This is a genomic window from Vibrio sp. T11.5 (assembly GCF_027587155.1).
Classification (GTDB): Bacteria; Pseudomonadota; Gammaproteobacteria; order Enterobacterales; family Vibrionaceae; genus Vibrio; species Vibrio neptunius.
On sequence record NZ_JAPPTP010000006.1, the window covers coordinates 79404 to 97272 of the forward strand.

At 44.6% G+C, this 17869-nt stretch carries 13 protein-coding genes; 3 read left to right on the plus strand and 10 right to left on the minus strand.

Translation table 11 applies throughout. The features are described 5' to 3' along the window. Positions 1–76: 76 nt before the first annotated feature. The 5 genes from OH455_RS08595 to OH455_RS08615 form a co-directional block, all read right to left on the minus strand. Positions 77–1450, minus strand: coding sequence for a YjiH family protein (locus OH455_RS08595; RefSeq protein ID WP_040121942.1), 1374 nt, complete (start codon positions 1448–1450; stop codon positions 77–79). 293 nt (positions 1451–1743) lie between these two features. Then, on the minus strand, positions 1744–2643 hold the full coding sequence (locus tag OH455_RS08600; protein ID WP_269981172.1) for a helix-turn-helix domain-containing protein: 900 nt from the start codon (positions 2641–2643) through the stop codon (positions 1744–1746). Between the two features lie 71 nt (positions 2644–2714). Continuing rightward, complete coding sequence (locus OH455_RS08605) at positions 2715–5804, minus strand: efflux RND transporter permease subunit (RefSeq protein ID WP_269981086.1); 3090 nt, start codon at positions 5802–5804, stop codon at positions 2715–2717. Then, positions 5801–6943, minus strand: coding sequence for an efflux RND transporter periplasmic adaptor subunit (locus OH455_RS08610; protein ID WP_269981087.1), 1143 nt, complete (start codon positions 6941–6943; stop codon positions 5801–5803). The genes OH455_RS08605 and OH455_RS08610 overlap by 4 nt, the downstream gene beginning before the upstream one ends. Beyond that, a complete protein-coding gene (locus OH455_RS08615) occupies positions 6933–7820 on the minus strand; it encodes an ABC transporter six-transmembrane domain-containing protein (protein WP_269981088.1) in 888 nt (295 codons plus the stop codon). Before OH455_RS08615 ends, OH455_RS08610 begins: the two co-directional genes overlap by 11 nt. A gap of 414 nt (positions 7821–8234) precedes the next feature. Between OH455_RS08615 and OH455_RS08620 the strand changes: the two genes are divergently transcribed. Continuing rightward, complete coding sequence (locus OH455_RS08620; RefSeq protein WP_206373932.1) at positions 8235–9422, plus strand: acyl-homoserine-lactone synthase; 1188 nt, start codon at positions 8235–8237, stop codon at positions 9420–9422. A gap of 1 nt (position 9423) precedes the next feature. Continuing rightward, positions 9424–11937: a hybrid sensor histidine kinase/response regulator gene (locus tag OH455_RS08625; protein ID WP_269981089.1), complete on the plus strand. Its 2514-nt coding sequence runs from the start codon at positions 9424–9426 to the stop codon at positions 11935–11937. 229 nt (positions 11938–12166) lie between these two features. On the opposite strand, the gene OH455_RS08630 is transcribed toward OH455_RS08625, so the two are convergent. From OH455_RS08630 to OH455_RS08650, 5 genes are all read right to left on the minus strand, one after another. Then, positions 12167–13165: a succinylglutamate desuccinylase/aspartoacylase family protein gene (locus tag OH455_RS08630; protein ID WP_206369264.1), complete on the minus strand. Its 999-nt coding sequence runs from the start codon at positions 13163–13165 to the stop codon at positions 12167–12169. Between the two features lie 13 nt (positions 13166–13178). Further along, on the minus strand, positions 13179–13607 hold the full coding sequence (locus OH455_RS08635; protein WP_269981090.1) for a MarR family winged helix-turn-helix transcriptional regulator: 429 nt from the start codon (positions 13605–13607) through the stop codon (positions 13179–13181). A gap of 258 nt (positions 13608–13865) precedes the next feature. Further along, positions 13866–14771: a DMT family transporter gene (locus tag OH455_RS08640; protein WP_269981091.1), complete on the minus strand. Its 906-nt coding sequence runs from the start codon at positions 14769–14771 to the stop codon at positions 13866–13868. A 1-nt stretch (position 14772) separates the two neighbouring features. After that, entirely contained in the window at positions 14773–15516 is a 744-nt protein-coding gene (locus OH455_RS08645) for a 2OG-Fe dioxygenase family protein (protein ID WP_269981092.1), read from the minus strand. Positions 15517–15528: 12 nt separating this feature from the next. Next, positions 15529–16743 carry an argininosuccinate synthase-related protein gene (locus OH455_RS08650; protein WP_269981093.1) on the minus strand — a complete coding sequence of 405 codons (1215 nt, stop codon included), beginning with the start codon at positions 16741–16743 and terminating at the stop codon, positions 15529–15531. A gap of 105 nt (positions 16744–16848) precedes the next feature. Between OH455_RS08650 and OH455_RS08655 the strand changes: the two genes are divergently transcribed. Further along, positions 16849–17760 carry a LysR family transcriptional regulator gene (locus OH455_RS08655; RefSeq protein ID WP_269981094.1) on the plus strand — a complete coding sequence of 304 codons (912 nt, stop codon included), beginning with the start codon at positions 16849–16851 and terminating at the stop codon, positions 17758–17760. Positions 17761–17869: the final 109 nt, after the last annotated feature.

The window sequence follows — 17869 nt, forward strand, 5'->3', positions numbered from 1 at the left end:
TAAGTAGCCCATAAACAAATTAGCCCGCTAGGTCAGACGTAGCGGGCTAGTTCATTAGGCAGTGTCAATCAACGCATTAGAAGATCCAATGTGCGACCAACACAATGATTGGCAGCGTAACTAGCGTTCTTAGCAGGAAGATAGCAACCAACTCCAAAAAGTTCACAGGGACTTTACTGCTTAGAATCACAGAACCAGTCTCTGACATGAAAATCAGCTGAGTTACAGACAACGCTGCCACAACAAACTTGGTCAGATCGGCATTAATCGTCGACGCTGCGATGATCGAAGGTACGTACATATCAGCAAAACCAACTAGCATGGTTTCCGCAGCGGCTGCTGCTTCCGGAACATTCAACGCGTTTAGCAGCGGAATGAACGGTGCACCCAGTAATGAGAATAATGGCGTCGTTTCAGCGACAACCAGACCTAAAGTACCGATCGCCATAACCACAGGTAGCACGCTGATTACCATGTCCAGTGCATTGTGCACACCTTCTTTAGCAACCGCCCCAAGGCTTTTCACTTTGCTTGCTCTGTGCAGTGCCAACTTCAAGCCAAAGCCCATAACCGACTGACCCGCAGGCACCAATTCATCATTACGATTAGGCTTAGTGCCATCAATGTACAGGTCTTTCTTATACGATAACGGTGGCAGATACTGAATCACCATCGCAGCAATCACACCAGACAAGCAGATAGAGAAGTAGAACGGGACAAAGAAATTCTCTAAGCCAACCTGAGTTAATACCACCAGCGAGAAAGAAATCCCAACCGGAGAAAACATAGTCGCGACAACCGCTGCTTCACGCGCAGTGTATTTTTTGTCTTCATATTGTTTACTGGTCAGAATCACCCCAACGGTGCCATCACCTAGCCAGGAGGACATACAGTCAATCGCAGCACGACCTGGCAAACGGAAAACCGGGCGCATAAAACGGCTCAGAACAGTACCGAGCAACTCAAGCAAACCAAAGTTGAGTAACAGTGGCAACAGCAAACCGGCCAGGAAGAAAGTCACCAGCAAAGAAGGCAGAAGGTCATTAAGCACCAGACCACCGGTGTTGCCGTTCCAAATCACTTCAGGCCCGATCTGATGCAAAGCCATGAGAGTGAATACTGCACCTAAAACTCGAACGACTAGCCAAACTGGCGTCAGAACAAACAGTCTTGTCATCAATGCAGATTGAGTCACAAAAGTTGGCTTGATAAGACTGGCAAGAATAGAAGCGACCGCAGAGAAGCAAATCACAGCGGTGACGGTTGGTAAAATCGCATCCCCAAGGACCGCTTTGACGCCTTTCGCCATGAGCGCTAGCGGAAAGGTGAAGTTGCCATCAATGGTTAATGGTGCAAGAAAAAAGAAAAGACCCAACAAAGACGGAATTGCGAACATCAATATGTTGCGACTGTTTTTGTGGTTCTCTTCGGCTAAAAGTGTATCACTCATCTGACTGCTCCCTAGATGATTATATTTTCACAATTAGTGAATAAGTTCTCTTTGCCGCAATTATAACGACAAAGATTTCACACTCAAGCAAATAATGAAAAATAATTCACTAAAAACGCATAATAATATAAATCAATACGTTATGGAGCTAAGGCAATTGGTGGCATTTTGTACGCACGTGCTTTAACAATAACCACAGACTCTTTAGTTATCCCCTTTTATATCGAGCATATATATGACTATTTATGCAGCACCCATAAGCAAAGTGATTCGAGTAGGCCCGATGAATAGAGTTAGCGGGTAATAGGTATCTGAAATGAAAACGTTGCGCCCCCTGCTAAGGTCAACTCAATATCACGAACCATTTCAATCAAAAAAGCACTACCATCAATTTCCAACTTCTGCTCGTGTACGATCTCAAACAGCGCTTCTAAAGCCGCACTGTAAGCAACATCAGAAATCAGATACACCTCAGCGCACAGGTAGTACCCTTCAGGAATCACAAAATCGTAGAGAGCTTCGTCGACTTGCCAATCACCAATAAATGTCTCAATTTGGTCCCATACTTTTTCAAGTTGGTTAATCGGCGTTGCGCCGAGTAGATTGACAGTTTTTTTGCCATAGATTTCGATCACCGAATCCCAGTCAGGATCTTCCAGAGCGATCTTTTTCATACCTCGCTGAGGGTACCAAATCAACTCAGTCGGCATAGACTTGGCCAGCTCTGTCTCAATCGACTGCTGAGCACCGGGGTGAGCAAGCTTAGCGATAAAATCAGCAGTCTCTCGCGGTGTGGAGTCATAACCCATTTGGCGAATTTGTTTCGCCGTCACTCCAAGCTCTCTCTTTAAAGCCTTGCCTAAAGCTTGTGAAGAAGAGAATCCGCAATAGTGAGCTACCTCCATCACACTCCAAGGTTCATCATTGAGCAGCAGATTCACCGCGACTTGCAGTCGTAATCGGCTAAGATACTGCCCCGGCGTCTCATGAAACAATTCGCTAAACTGACGATGGAAATGATAAGGAGATATAGCGCTCTCTGTAGCAATTTGCTCCCACGTTCTGTGTTCTGCCAGTTCGTCATGCATCAACTTCAATGCGTGAGCAAAGCGCTTTCTAAGATGCTCTGGCAGCGGTTCTAATAACGCAATTTCGGGCACCAGTTTAAATGTAGGTTTCTCTTGCTGTGACATAGATACAGGCCTCACTGGGGCGACAGGATCACTATCGCCCTTCAACCGGATAAAATCAATCACGCTCAGCATTAGGCTCCCTCTAATGCCACTTCATCTTCGACAGGCTTTGCCGATTTACGACTGGTCATCCCCAGCAGTATTGGGATCAGAAGCAGGGTTACCGCCGTGGCAAATAGCTCACCAAACACCAATGAAACCGCTGCAGGTTTTAAGTACTGCGCTTGCTCAGCGGTCTCACTGAGTAGCGGCAGCAAACCACATACCGTAGTAATAGTCGTGAGGAAAATCGCCCTCAATCGACTGCTACCAGCCGTCACTAAAGCCTGTTTAAGCGGCACACCGCTGCGATACTCAGCATTAAAGCGCGTGATCAGTACCAATGAGTCATTGATCACTATTCCCGTCATTGCCATCATGCCGAACATAGACAACAAACTGATTGGCAAATCCATCAGGTAGTGACCGAAGATAGCACCAGCAAAACCAAATGGAATCACTGCCATGATGATGAACGGCTGCCAGTAAGACTTCAGCGGAACCGCCAACAAGATGTAAATCAGCAGAATGGTCAAAATCATCGCGAAGCGGATGCCGTCTGAGACTTCACCAATCTCTTCAAATTCGCCGCCTGCTTTGATCCGAACTCCTGGATACTGCTGATGAAGCGTTTTGATCTCAGAGCTAAGCTGAGCCATAGTCTGCTCAGGCGCCTGAACGTCTCGGTTCTGCTTCCAATAGAGGTTTACTACTTGCTCACGATTACGTCGGTAGAGTATTTGAGGCTCCTGCTCATGACGAAATTCAGCAATATCACCGAGTAAGACACTCTTCCCTTCAGACAGCAACACCATCGTCTGCTCAAGCTGAGCGAGGGTCTTGCGCTCTGAACGAGGATACTGCAGCAGCACCTTGGTTTCTTGGCCTTGTTCCAACAAGCGATGAATTTCTCGCTCACCAAATGCCTCACCCGCCAATCGCGCCAACTTGTCTTGCGTCAATCCGAGCTGCCGACCGTATTCATTAAGCACTAACCGCACCTGAGGCTGGCCGCTTTTACCGTCATCATATATATCCGCTACGCCAGGCAAAGCAGCCAGTTTGTCCTCCAATTGACTACTGACGCGCTTAGCAAGTTCACGGTCACTGGATGATATCGAGATGAATGTTCCACCAGCAGGCGCTTCAGCCGCACTAAACTGAACTGAATACGCTCCTTCAATGCTCCCAGTATGAGTACGCCAACTATCGGTCAGTAGATTACTCGGCAAGAGGCTCAAGGCTTCACTGGTTAGCTCGGCGGTCACTTCCACCTCTCCATAACCATCGGACCACGCAAGCAGGTTTACCACGGGTGGCTGGCTCAACGGGTAGTCTTGCATCAGCTCGTCTTCGACGTTGATCATCGCCTGTTCGATTTGATCTAAGGCTTTCTTTTGTAACGGCAAAGGGGCGCCGTCTTCTAGCTCAACTTTCGCGGTAACGTATCGACCGGGGATTTCGGGGAAAATGGCACTTCGAATCGTCCCAGTAGACCACATGCCATACGCCAGTACGATAGCGGCGACAAAGCCCAGCAGTGACGCCAGCTTATAATCCAGTACCTTTTCCAAGGTAGGTTTGTACACTCTGAAATTGAACCACTCCAAACCGCCTTGAGCCACAGACTGAATGCTAGAGAAAATGCCATTAGATTTTTTAATCACGGACAACTGTGCTAGGTGCGATGGCAGAATGAACTTACTTTCAATCAGAGAGAAGATCAGCGCAAATATCACCACAGCGGAGAATCCAGCCAGAATCTTGGCAAAATCGTTGTTAATCCAAAGCATTGGCGAAAATGCCGCAATGGTGGTCAAAACACCGAATACCGTTGCAACTGAAACCGAGTGCACGCCGTGCCACGCTGCTTTGCGCCCACTCGCATGTTTACCTCGTTGTTCATGAATGGCCTCACCTACGACAACGGCATCGTCGACTAAGATCCCCAGTACCAAAATAAAGCCAAACAGCGTGATGTCATTGATGCTGTAGTTAGCCAGTTGCATCGCCCCTAAGGTACCCGCGATGGCGACCGGTATACCCACAGCCACCCAAAATGCTAATTTCAGCTCAAGAAAAATGCCCAGTAGCACCACCACAATCAAAAGGCCTTGCCACGCATTATCACCGAGTCTGAACAGTTGCTCTTCAATATAGGGTGCCATGTCTGCCATGGTATTCAGCTCAATGTCTGAAGGCAGGATTTTGCGTTGCTCCGCCAAGGTATCCTTAATTGCATCGCTCACTTTGAGCAGGTTGTCGGTCTGGCTGGTGCTGATCAGCAGAGCGATAGCATTGATGCCATTATTACGTACAATGGAGCCACTACGCTCATAGCCACGACTCAGCTTAGCGATGTCACCTAAATAGACGGTACCAGATGGGCGAGAGACGATCGCAAGACGACGCAGCTTTTGTACGTCATCGGCGTAGCCATCACCACGGATGACCATTCGGCCCTTATCACTGATTAACTCACCGGTGCGAGACTCTAGCGACATCTGTCCGATGGTGCTGGCTAAATCTTCCAGACTCAAACCCAGTTTCTTGAGCTGCGCTGGATCTGGCTCAATGATAAGTTGTGGTTTGCGACTTCCCCAGTTGGATACTTTAGAAATCTTGGGATTACTTTTTAGCGCTTGCTCAACCTGTCTTGCGATGGGTTGAAGCTGCTCATCGCTGCGTGGCCCCGAAACGACAACAAAAGCGGCCAAGTTAGTAAATTCATTTCTAACCACCTGAGGCTTTTCAGCTTGAGCAGGAAAACCATTGATCGCATTCACTCGGTTACGTACATCATCCAGCAGCTTGTTGAGGTCGGCGCTGCTGGTTTTGCGTACAACAACGCTCGACATTCCTGCGCTAGACTGGCTAGTCACCTGTTTAATACCAGAGATACCACTGATGGACTCTTCAATTCGCTGCGTAACACTCTCATCAATCTGTTTAGCTGTACCTCCCGGGTAGGCAACATTGATCACAACCGATGACGGCGCAATCTGCGGAAAGGACTCCACACGGAGTTGACCAAACGCCATAATACCGCTGACGATGATCGCGAGCATCAACAGGTTCGCACCTACTGGATTGTTGATAAACCACTTAGTCATCCAGCTCATTGATTACCCTCCTGCTTCGCGACCAATATCTGCGCAACTTGCGGGGATACTTGCTTCCCCGGCAACATCGACTGCAGTGGGTACACCACCACCTGACGTACCTTCGCGCTGTCCTGTTCAAAGCGAGCATAAACCTGATTACGCGTTTGCCCTATTTGCGTAATCCACTCTTTCTGCAATCGGTTTTGCTCATCAAGTGTCCAGACGTATCCATCTCGTGTGATCGCACTGAGTGGCAAGTTCACAATTTCAGGCCGTAAGCCGAGACTAACGATGACTTTCACCTGTTGATTAGGCAGTAAACGAGTCATTCCTTGATAAGGTTCGCGAACAGACAAAACCACTTGTCGCTGACGTGTGGTTGGATCAACCTGCGGTGAGACATATCGAACTTGTGCCTGCCACTCGCTGCCATCTCGATTCACAATTGTAATCTCAGGTTGACTCAACACGGATTGCACCTGCTGCCAATGAAGTTCTGAAACAGGCAGCTCGACATCCATTGAGTCGCTGGCGGCGAGTTCAAAAGTCACCTGCCCAGCTTCCAACCATTCACCGGGGCTGATGTTACGACGCATGATCACAGCATCAAACGGCGCAACAACACTCGCTTCCTCAAGCAACTTTGCTGCACTGGTGTAAGCCTGTTTTGCCTGCGCCAACTCTGCCTTGGCTGCCAACAACTGTGGCTCACGGCGAGCAAACGGTGAACTTTTGGTAGGTGATAGCATTTTTAGCGCAACCGTTTGTTCGTGCTGTGCCTGTTTAAGGTTTAATTCTGCCTGCATAACGCTGCTGTTCGCCTGAGCCAAATTAGACTCTAAAGCGCTGGTGTTGAGCTTCGCCAACAAGGTACCTTTTTTCACCAATACACCCGGTTCGATATCTGGGTTCAACCACGCCAACTGAGCGCTGCTTGAAGCCTTAAGCTGGATCGGCCAACGCGCTGTGGTGGTTGCCAGCAAAGTCAAATTGGAATCGTGATCTTCCGGCGTCACTTGCAGTACCGAAACCGGGGTTTTGCTCGGCGCTTTTTGCTCAATCACAACTGGCTGAGGCTCTAAAACATCCACAACCACCAATGCCGCGAAAATTGCCCCACAGCCAGCTAATATTGCAAGAGTCTTTTTAAATTTCATAAGGCTTCTCCTCTGCAGCCAATTGAGCGGAGTTTTGATTTAGTCGTTGGCTGATCTCCATCAGGCGCGACAAGGTTTGCAGTGTGATAGGCAACATCACTGCCGTTTCCACGAATTCCAGTGAGTAAGTTACGATGGAAAAAACCTGACCTACTGTAGGATCAGTAAGGATGCTGACCATCCAAAGGTTGGTTAGGACTGCGGCAAATAAGACAATAAAGATCAGCCCATACACCAGCGCTTCAGTATCTGACAGTTTGATTTCACAGCGTTTCAAGCGTTCAAAGTGCGTTCTAATCGCCGCAAAAGGCTGTCCGCTGAGCACGCGTACCTGTTGCTCTAACTGATCGTTTAACGCGCCGTTAAGTCGCGTAAATGTTTGATGGAACAGAGCATAAATCAGCAGCATACTCAGCCCTGCGACCAACACGCATAATGCAAGTTTGATGTGAAAAGTGGCGAGAATGACAACCGTAGCGACCAACTGCACAACGGCAGTAATCAGCGATGGTAAATCTTCCTCTAGAAAATCCACCAGCTCGCGGGACATGGACAGTCGGGCATCTTTGACTGAGACTGATTGACCACGCAAATTACGCTCAACCAAATTGGACAACCGCACTCGGATCCCGCCATAAACACGAGTATCGTAAAAACGACGGGCAACACTGAGTACCACCAGTACAAATAAGATCGCTGCAAACATAAGTAACGGCTGCAAGTTTTGTTTGAGCACACCATCAATAGCAAAGCCAATAAACAGCGGCAGCAAAATCATAAATACGTTCTCAGCCAGTACCATCAGCCAAGTCAGCATGACTTTAATGGGACTCAGCCGGATAACGGACCGAAGTGTGATGGGTTGATTGAACAGCATTATTGACCCCACAAATAAATGTGATGCCAGTATTACCAATTATTAATCAGAAAAAGTGTCCCAAATTGCTGTTTTGGTCGCCCCGCTTAGAAAACTACTTTATTTTCGTCACTAATAGATTTCATCATAGTGATAGCATTGTCATTATAATTATATCGCGTCGCATATTTGATACCTTAACAGGCAAACAGGAAATGGTAATATATACACAGCTCTCTAAGAATTAACTTCGCTTAAATTTTACTTTCACTTGCGGGTCAACTGAATGGGTAATATGGCGTACACTAAAATTAAAACTATTACCAAAAATGCTGCTCACGTCGCTTTTCTTAGCATGGCAACACGCACACCCTCATGATATATTTGAAAATTATAAAAAACATAAAATTATTAATATTATCAATAAGGTACGTCATGACGCTTGATTTTAATCTGGATGTTCTATCGAATAAAAATTTGCCCATTAAAGAAAAGAAACAAAGTCTGATTGACCTTGTTCTTACTCATTGTAGCAAAAAACAAAGAGCTGAAATTTTTCTTAGCGTAACTAACATGCGTAAAAAGCAGTTGGTTACTCTGTTCCCAAAATATAGATTGCGAAGCCTTTCAACACTATTTGAATTAATGGACTATCATGACTTAATAACACAGTATCCTAGTTCATTTCCTGAAAATATCCGTAATTTAGAATATCAAGCTTCATGTTGTTTCTCTCACTGGCTAGACTTTTGGTGTCAATGTGAAATAGAAGCGATAAAAAAAGATTCTACGGCTATCAATCAAGTTAATTCAGATAACAAAATATCATTCGACGATAATGATTATGCTTGTATGTTAGTTGACAAAATCGAGAATTCAGGACTAATCGTCAAAATGCCCGGTTATGCCAACATTATGTCGCTTAAAGATGCAATTACCCTTAGTAACCTAGAACAATTTGTAAAGGGTGAGAAGTGGTATGAGATGCTGCCTCTACTTTCCTTATCACAAAAAGGAAAACACTTTATCCTCTATAAAGACAACCCTAATGAACCATACCCTACTCTGGTCGCTTCTGCACTCGTACAAGATTGGGACAATCAAACTAACTGGCTAAGTTACACTCCTCAATTTACTAATAACAAATGGACATTTTGCTTACCCAATCAAGCCTACTATGAATTTTATCACTACCGGCTATTTGACAACCAATCGTTACCATCTTGTGACTCTCTTTCAGAGTTTGACCATTACTTTAAGCGTACGCTATCAAACACAGAGCAAGTATGTGAAGTTTTACGTTTAGCCGTCAATGGAAGCACCCAGCAAAAGCTCTACTTTTTATACTTAGCACAGAAAAAACTCATGAACTTAATGCATAAGAGTGGATACAAATTTGGCTTTACAGTTATAGAGCAGGTTTTTATGCTAAACTATTACCAATCAATTAGTGAAAATGCATACTTCCATGCGGGTTATTGTGATATAAATGACGACCATAGAATCACTTACCGTGGTTTCTGGAATTTTGAGAAGATGGCGGAAGCATTAAACAATACTCAATTCCGTGAATATAAACGAGCCGTGTTTTCACAGAAGCAACTATGTTCCTTAAATGAATGATATGTCTGACTTAGATTCAATTGTTATACTTTACCCTAAAGCAATAACCCTGATTATTGTAATAGCCGCAGTGCTACTATGGATTATTTATTATTGCTTTAGAGTCAAAAATAATGAAAAAATCATAGGCTCATATCATGCCTCTTATATTGCCTATTCTCTGTGTATTATTTCGTGGATAGGCTGTAATTTTTACTTTCATACCGGACTTCTTCCTTATCTAGGTCATGATATGGGGGTTTTCATGGCTAAACTGGCGAATCTCGCCTCTTTTTTCGCGTTCGCCTTTGCTTACTATCTATCATGCCAACTAGTCGCAGATAAGAAGAAGTCCAAAGTACCACTGTGGCAAAAAACCACTTTCATGATTGCTTCTGCATATGCCATATATATTAATGTTCAATCAGGACTAACCGTAAAAAACATACAAATCGAGGGGCCAAGTCAGTTTGTCTTAATTTTTGGACCTCATACCTTTTACTTTTTTATTATTCTAGTGCTCTTTGTGTTACTTACGCTAGTAAACCTGATGGCAATGAGAAGCAATATAGGCAGAATCGCGCAGGCCAAAAACAACTACATGATTGCTGGTATTTTAATCTTTATGATATCTACCGTAATCATACACCTTGGTGTTACCTATTTCTTTGGCGATTTTTCTCTAACGTGGCTACCTCCAGTTTTGTCTATTAGTGAAACTCTACTCTTTGGCTATGCCTTATTAACAACCCGCTTCTACAGCTTTAAATATCTGGTATACACAACAACAAGTGCGCTTTTAGTCAGCGGAATTTTCGCCGTTTTTTTAAGCTATGTTTTCGCCCCATTAGTGCACAAAGATGCCTTATTCTTGATCCCAGCGATTGCATTTATTGGTATGACTTGGCATTTACTTTACAAGCACATCAGTCGCTATGTCTCTCTGCTTATCTATGGAAACAAGAATACTCTAGTACAGCAAATTCTCGCATTAGAGGAAGACTTCAAGTTATCCATTGACGATGCGATGGAACGTTTGAGTTGTTTACTCAATATTCCTAACGATAAGTTACGATTGGTCACCAGTGATGATGCTGATTCCAGCTACAAAGGTTTTCTATCTTCCAATGACTCAATATTGTTGTTAGATGAACTGTCTGAAATCAATGAAAATAGACGTGATTTAAAGAGCCCGGTAAAAGCACTATGTGATGAGATGACTTCCAATAATATCGCTTTGGTTATGCCCCTTTCCGATCAGTGTCAATCGATAACGCACTTGCTCATTTCATCGCACAAAATCAACAAACAGCTTTTCTCCAGTGAAGAGATTTCAGCCCTAAAAATACTTTTAAGTCGCATACAAAGCTCGATTGAAGCCGATCAAAAAATTAACCAAAACCGGGTACTCGCTCATTCTATCGCTCATGAGATGCGTAATCCTCTCGCACAAGTGCAATTGAAGTTAGAGGCACTAAAACAGCGTATTTATAACAATGGACCAATAGAACAGACCCAGATTGATATAGAGGATAGCTTACAAGCGATACTCCGAGGTCGACAGTTGATCGACCTGATTCTTCGAGAGGTCAACAGCTCTGTCACAGAACATGATTTAACAACATTTACTTCTATTCACACAGCGGTTAAGTATGCCGTAGATCAATACGGCTTTGAAAATAGTGTGCTCATGGAAAGAATCCAACTCCCTGAACACACTGATTTTGTAATTAAAGTGAACGAAACACTCTTCAACTTCGTTATCTTTAATCTGATCCGCAATGCGGTTTACTATTTTGAAGAATACCCAAATAGCTGCATTGAGATGAGCACCCATACAGAGTTGTATGGAAATGTACTTGTTTTTCGGGATACAGGACCAGGAATCGATGAGTCGGTTGCAGATAAGATCTTCGATGATTTCTTCTCTTACCAAAAGAGTGGCGGAAGTGGCCTCGGTCTGGGTTATTGTCAGCGCGTCATGCGCTCATTTGGAGGCAAAATCGAGTGTCGATCAAAGCTAGGAGAATTTACAGAATTTCATTTGTATTTTCCTATCGCACCAAATGCTCCTGCTTTAGACACATTCGATATACCTGAGTTGGCAAACAACCCTAAAACTCAACGCAATTCCCAACAGTCACACGAGGCAAACGTTGATGTTCACAACGATGGACCGACCGTACTTATCGTTGATGATCAAAAAGTCCAACGCTCCCTTGCACAAATGTACTTGAATCAGCTTGGAATCAATAGCATACAAGCAAATAACGGTAAAAATGCTATTGACGTATTTAAAACGACCCAAGTCGATCTTGTTTTAATGGACATTCAGATGCCTGTGATGAACGGTTTTGATGCAAGTCGGAAAATCAAACAACTTTCGCCCGAGACTCCCATTATCGCATTGTCTGGCGAAACAGGAGACATAGAACTGGAGAAGATTTACCACCTAATGGATGGTCGCTTGGATAAGCCTACAACGCTACCCGCTCTGAGACATGTTTTGGCGGACCGATTCGAAGCCATAACTTAACCTTACGGACCCCGTTTAACAACAAGTTATGCTCCACCTGACGATGACTTAACGCACACCACAAGCTAAGGTCAACACTCAGTACCGCAATATTTATTCAGGTATCAGCGCTAGTGGATAACAGTAGAAGCCTTTTTTACCAAGTAGCTATTATCATACGAGCAAAGGCGATGATGTTTTCACCGCTCAATCTCACTGTTCATGGGACGATAATCATAGCAAGTCATAATCAATCTATAAGACGAACAATCAATGAACCAGGCGCTCGCACGGATTCGACATTGTGACTAATGACTGTCGCTCTTATTGGAGAGTAATAGATCTGAATTTCATCGCCAAAACTGTTGTACTGAGTTGCCAAAATCTGCCCCTGCTCGACTAACTCCATCAACTCAACATGGCACACAACAAACCCTCCCTGCTCCGCCCGAACACTGGTAATTCGCTCTCCCTCAAGACAAGGGAAGTCCGCAATGGCAAGGTCGCCGTCAATCAGCGCGTAATCTTTGAAAATGTTGAGGACACCATTAGTGGCACGCTGAATCATCTCCAAGTCCGTGTATCGACCTATCCCTACTTCAATGGTGATGGATGGAATATCAGCTCGGTTATACACTGTTTCTAAAATGCCAGGATCTCCAGGGTCATTGAGAATCACATCAGAGTTGATAAGCCTTGCCATACGAATCGAATCATCCAAGCGATAATCAGCGAAAACATATAAGGGATAAGCAGAGCCACTAGTCTGAGAATGAAGATCGATAGCCAAATCCGCATTGGGTTTCAGCAAGTTCTCCCAAAGACTATTCGCATAGCGGCTAGCATCATCACCATTTGGGTTACCAGGGAACACACGGTTAAGGTTGGCCGAAGAGCTATCGGGGGCTGCAGAGTGAAAGTCTCGGCTATGCCTTGCTATGCCAGAAAGATTAACGGTAGGCACTATGGTAATACAGCCACAAATAGATTGACCTTCCAGCTCACGTGCCAATTTTTGTGCTGTTAGAATTCCATTTTGCTCGTCACCATGAACACCTGCGGTAATCATGATACGTTTACCCGGCTTATCACCTTTAAACACACGTACGGGCAATGTCTGCGGATGACCAATAGCATCTGTGGCTACCGCAAACCAAAACTTGTGCTCCCCAGGTTCCAATGCATTCACGTCCAACGCTTGTATTGTTGGATACATAGGGACAATGCATTCATTTAGTGGCTTAGTCATTAATTCCTCTCCCTCAAACAGCAACGACCATTTTTTGCAGTAGGCGAATGATTTCACCACGTTCTTCAGGTTCAAGCACGCTAAGCAACTTTTGATTAATCGCAATAGGGATAGGGACCAAGGTATCCTTTAACGCTCTTCCCTCATTGGTCAAATAAATACGAAAAGCGCGACGGCTGTTGGGGTCAGTGTGACGCTCAACCAAACCTAAACTTTCCAACTTATCAAGAGTACGAGTTGTCGTTGAATTTTCCACTTTAGATTTCTGAGCAATATCGCGTTGAGTCACGCCTTCTTCTTCCCACAAACACATAAGTGTCGGCCAAAGGGCAAGTGTTAACCCATGCTTCTTTAGTTCCGTGTCCAAGTTTTTCGCAGCATCATTCGCCACTACATTGATCAGCCAACCAAAGCTGCTTTGTCTATCAAACATCTCACTCATTGATGAGTTCTCTCAACCAGTAAATTTATAAAGAAAAGGCAATAATTGTCATGGTAACTGATGTCGCTATAACTAGCACTAGCAAAGCTTAAAGTTGAGAAACAAACACATGACAGTAAGACGGGAGCACGTTCTTCTGAACACCACTGTATCGTCGATAAGAGGCATAACTGGGTTCAACTGCTGTTGAAAATCAGCCCATAGGATGTGGTTAGTGTAAGTCATTAGTAAAAAGCGGACCCCATAGTCCGCTTTGCTTTAAGATTCCTTTGTCGAGGTAACCACCACACTAAATAGAATCAGAGCCCCGCCTAAGATTTGTATCGTACTGAGCGATTCTTGCAACCAAACCATGGCGAATATGGCGCCGAACAGCGGTTCACTGCCCATCAGCAAGGAAACGCGCGTTGGAGACGTGCGGCGCACTGCGTAGTTCTGAACATAAAATGCAAACAAGGTACAGAACAAGACGAGGTAGGTGACTGTCAGCCAAAACTCAAATGAAGCAGGAATAACAAATTCAGATGCGGGTAAATACGTCACTGCACAGACAATAGCCACCAATGCCACCACTAAAGATTGAAGTGACGTTAATGTTGATGTGGTGATCGCCTTACCTTCCGTAAACCGCTTGGTCATAGTGACCATCAATGCACGAAGGAAAGCCGCCGTGAGAATAAAGTAATCGCCACTGTTTAGAGAAAACTCTACCGTCTCTTTGCTAGTGAGTAACAAAACGCCAACCACACTACAAACCGTTAAAACCCATAAGGTGTTGCTGATCTTCTTCTTATTAATAAACAGCTCGGCGAAAGCGGTCAGAATGACAGATAGACTTATCAAAAACGCAGCGTTAGATGCTGAGGTCTGGGAAACCCCAAACACTTCACAGAAAAAAATCGCCGATAGAATCAAACCGGTGGGAATCGCTATCTTCCAGTCTTTATTCAATCCTCGGCGAAAGTCTCGAATCACCACAGGTAGCATACACAAAAAGGTGATCGAAAATCGTATCGAGATAAACAACAAAACACTCGTATAGACCAAAGCACTTTTAGTCAGGCCGTAACTCGTTCCCCAAAATAACGCTACGAGTAGAAGTAGCAACTCTGTGAGGGGAAATCTCACACTTCCTTTTTTTAACGAATCAGCAGCCGTTGTCATCTCAATCCTCCATCCGTGTGAATGCTATTACGAGTACGTCCCTATAGGCGCACTTTTCCAAATCAACGGGTGTAATCGGCGAGACTTCATGCATCGTCTGCTTATCATTCGCCAACACTAAATCAAAAGTTTTGTCCAACATAAGCTCTTCGCGCAAACATCGGCTCGCGTCGGTAATTTTGGTCACTCCCCCCATAACGTTCACTCGATTGATCATCAGAGAAGCAATGAAGGTCACACCGTCACGATGAAGCCCTTCAGGTGTCGGCTGCCCTTGTTGCGAACCATTAGTGACAATTCGATACGGGTGTAGACGAATGTTCCAGTTAGCGGATGTATTTAACGCGGCATCATAGATATCACCCAACATCAGCAGTAGTCTCTCCAACAATACGGAAGTCACAAACTTATCGCTGAGCGGTGCAAAATGACGCTCAATATCGCCGTTCAATGAATTGATAAAGGCTGGTTGAACATAAGGCTCATGAGGAAGCATGCTAATCTCGCGTTGAGCCGCCAATTTCGTAAACTGACCATAGCGCCGATAACGATAGGTCCCTCCGTCTGCCATATAGTTGTCGCGTTCCAATGTGCTCCAGCATTGCTTAAAACGCACGACCTCATCAACATTGGTCTCTAGCAACACTGTCATTTGCCGACCAGTTACAAAAACATAATCATCATTTTTCAATGTATTAGCTATGCCAGAGAGAATCTCTGTTGTTTCATCCTGAGTAAAATTCATCGGTCGCGGTTCCTATGCTAACTGACGACTTGACCTAGATTGATCGGTAAGCTCAATGGCACGTTGAGCTCTCTGGCGAGCTACATCAATCTCCCATTCATCCCTATCACGAAGATACTTTGGCTCATCGGCCACAATGCCAGAGGGCATGAAATGCCCTCTAGACAATTGAAAAGAGACACTGCCAGAAACGAACTCGGCAGTGTGAGCGATGAACGCATAGCTTGCACATTGCAACAGGCTTCCCCATCGGCCCTCTACGGCCTCCTGAGTCCACATATCGTTATGCATTGCCTTCGCTTTGAGAACATCTGTAGGTAAAGTTGCCGTTTCCAGTAACTTATAAGCCTTTATCAGAACTAAGGCGGCGGGCGCTTCTCGCACCTCTAGTACCTTTTCATCCTGATCGAGATGGTCGAACCCTACAAAACGACCAATCTCATACGCGCCAACGTAGTTGTTAATGAAGGCAATTAACTCGAGTAAATTAATCGGTTTATCGTTCAGTGTAACGGGATAGCCCTTTCTGAAACCGATTTTAATTTGATCATTGTCTAATTGTTTCTCTGGTTGCCACTTTGACCAGGTAAACAAAGAATCTGAAACCACAAAACTTTCCGGATCGTCCAAAACGCCAGATTCAAACTCTCGACACCACAAGTTGGAATCACCGCTAATATTTCTGGACTTGAATCCAACTAAACCGGAATGAAACAGGGCCTGCGCTTTATCTTCACGGGACAGTGCCGAGTATTCATATGGCGAACCGTAATAACCGCCAAAACCCGATTTTTCAATCGCACCGTTTAAACGACGCAGGCTATTTTGCGACTGATTTGCAGTGTGGATAATAGCGTCACAATTCAGTAGGTCCGCTAACTCGACTGCTTTTTTCACAATGATAGGTCGCGAAAGAGAAGAGCTGACTGGATAGTCATTCAAATACATAGCTTGAGCTTGAATCGCTGAGACTAGGCTATGTTCAACAAATTCCTGTCTTGCATCGATGATCTTGAGGTCAAAACCATAGTGATCCGTGATAAATTTTAACTTTGAGTGTTCTATCCCATCACCCAAATCAACGGCAACCGCCGTGACCTTCACATCACAATTCTTTAGCAGATCCAGCACATAAGAGCTGTCTAGCCCACCACTAAATAAGGTCAAGATATGATTAGCTACCTTTGCAACGGTCTTAACATCGCCGATGCTTCTTATTTTTTTCACACATCCGTCCTTGAATCATTCTGCGATACTGTCAATTGACTTAATTAGTATCCATAAGTAACTTGGACGAAACAATATAGCCGAAATGCAAAGGATAATTGCACTGTGGACACAAATAAACTAATCCCTCTCTTATCTGAGATGGCAATTTTCGTCAATGTGGTCGAGTCTGGAAGCTTTTCTGGAACTGCTAAGAAGCTAGGGGTGTCACCTTCTTCGGTGAGTCGTTCCATCACCCGTTTGGAAAATGCGTTGCAAGAAAAGCTGCTTGAGAGAACCACTAGACAGATGCGCTTAAGTACAACCGGACAAGAGGTCTACAGTTTATGTAGCGACATGATGAACTCGGCGAAAATGGCCATCTCTGCGGCTCAGGTAGATAAAACCGACATTTCAGGTTCTTTGCGTGTGGCCGCACCCAAAGCACTCTCTCGGCAAGTTTTAATGCCGATGCTTCTCGACTTCATTGACCATTTCCCCAATATTTCTTTACAACTCAAAGTGGCTGATCACTATATTGATCCTATTGGTGATGAGGTAGACGTCATAATCCACATAACCGATAACCCTACTGAGGGCTTGATTGCTAGGCAACTCGGTCAATGTCGTTTAGTTATGTGCGCCAGCCCTGCTTACTTACAAAGCAATGGTACGCCAACTCACCCCGAAGACATTGATCAGCACAATTGTTTATGTTTAGGAGAAAATCCGAAGGATAGAGTGTGGGAATTTACCAACAACAAAAAAAAACTAGCGATGAGCGTCACTGGATCATTCGCCGTAAATCACAGTGAAATTAGACGCGAAGCCGTTTTGCGTGGTGTCGGGATCTCAGTGTTTCCTGAATTTGCGATTCAATCTTACATAGACTCTGGGCAAGTGATAGAAGTGTTACCTGATTGGCATGTAGGAGGAAACTATCAAGGTAAGATCATCGCTCAATATGCGCAATCTAAGTATATTCCAAGCCAAATCAAAACTTTTATCGAGTATCTACAAGACCGTTTTAATCAGTAACCCAAGCAAAAGCCCAAGACAAGTTCTGGTTTTGTTCTTTAGCCTACAAGCATGAGCGCTCGCTATTATTCGATGCATAGACCAGAATATCTCCGAGTTGACAGTCAAG

What these genes read in the sequence shown, in the direction of transcription:
- OH455_RS08595 (WP_040121942.1), bottom strand. Translation starts at nt 1,450, where the DNA reads ATGAGTGATACACTTTTAGCCGAAGAGAACCACAAAAACAGTCGCAAC.
- OH455_RS08610 (WP_269981087.1), bottom strand. Translation starts at nt 6,943, where the DNA reads ATGAAATTTAAAAAGACTCTTGCAATATTAGCTGGCTGTGGGGCAATT.
- OH455_RS08640 (WP_269981091.1), bottom strand. Translation starts at nt 14,771, where the DNA reads ATGACAACGGCTGCTGATTCGTTAAAAAAAGGAAGTGTGAGATTTCCC.
- OH455_RS08600 (WP_269981172.1), bottom strand. Translation starts at nt 2,643, where the DNA reads ATGTCACAGCAAGAGAAACCTACATTTAAACTGGTGCCCGAAATTGCG.
- OH455_RS08635 (WP_269981090.1), bottom strand. Translation starts at nt 13,607, where the DNA reads ATGAGTGAGATGTTTGATAGACAAAGCAGCTTTGGTTGGCTGATCAAT.
- OH455_RS08630 (WP_206369264.1), bottom strand. Translation starts at nt 13,165, where the DNA reads ATGACTAAGCCACTAAATGAATGCATTGTCCCTATGTATCCAACAATA.
- OH455_RS08615 (WP_269981088.1), bottom strand. Translation starts at nt 7,820, where the DNA reads ATGCTGTTCAATCAACCCATCACACTTCGGTCCGTTATCCGGCTGAGT.
- OH455_RS08620 (WP_206373932.1), top strand. Translation starts at nt 8,235, where the DNA reads ATGACGCTTGATTTTAATCTGGATGTTCTATCGAATAAAAATTTGCCC.
- OH455_RS08625 (WP_269981089.1), top strand. Translation starts at nt 9,424, where the DNA reads ATGTCTGACTTAGATTCAATTGTTATACTTTACCCTAAAGCAATAACC.
- OH455_RS08645 (WP_269981092.1), bottom strand. Translation starts at nt 15,516, where the DNA reads ATGAATTTTACTCAGGATGAAACAACAGAGATTCTCTCTGGCATAGCT.
- OH455_RS08605 (WP_269981086.1), bottom strand. Translation starts at nt 5,804, where the DNA reads ATGAGCTGGATGACTAAGTGGTTTATCAACAATCCAGTAGGTGCGAAC.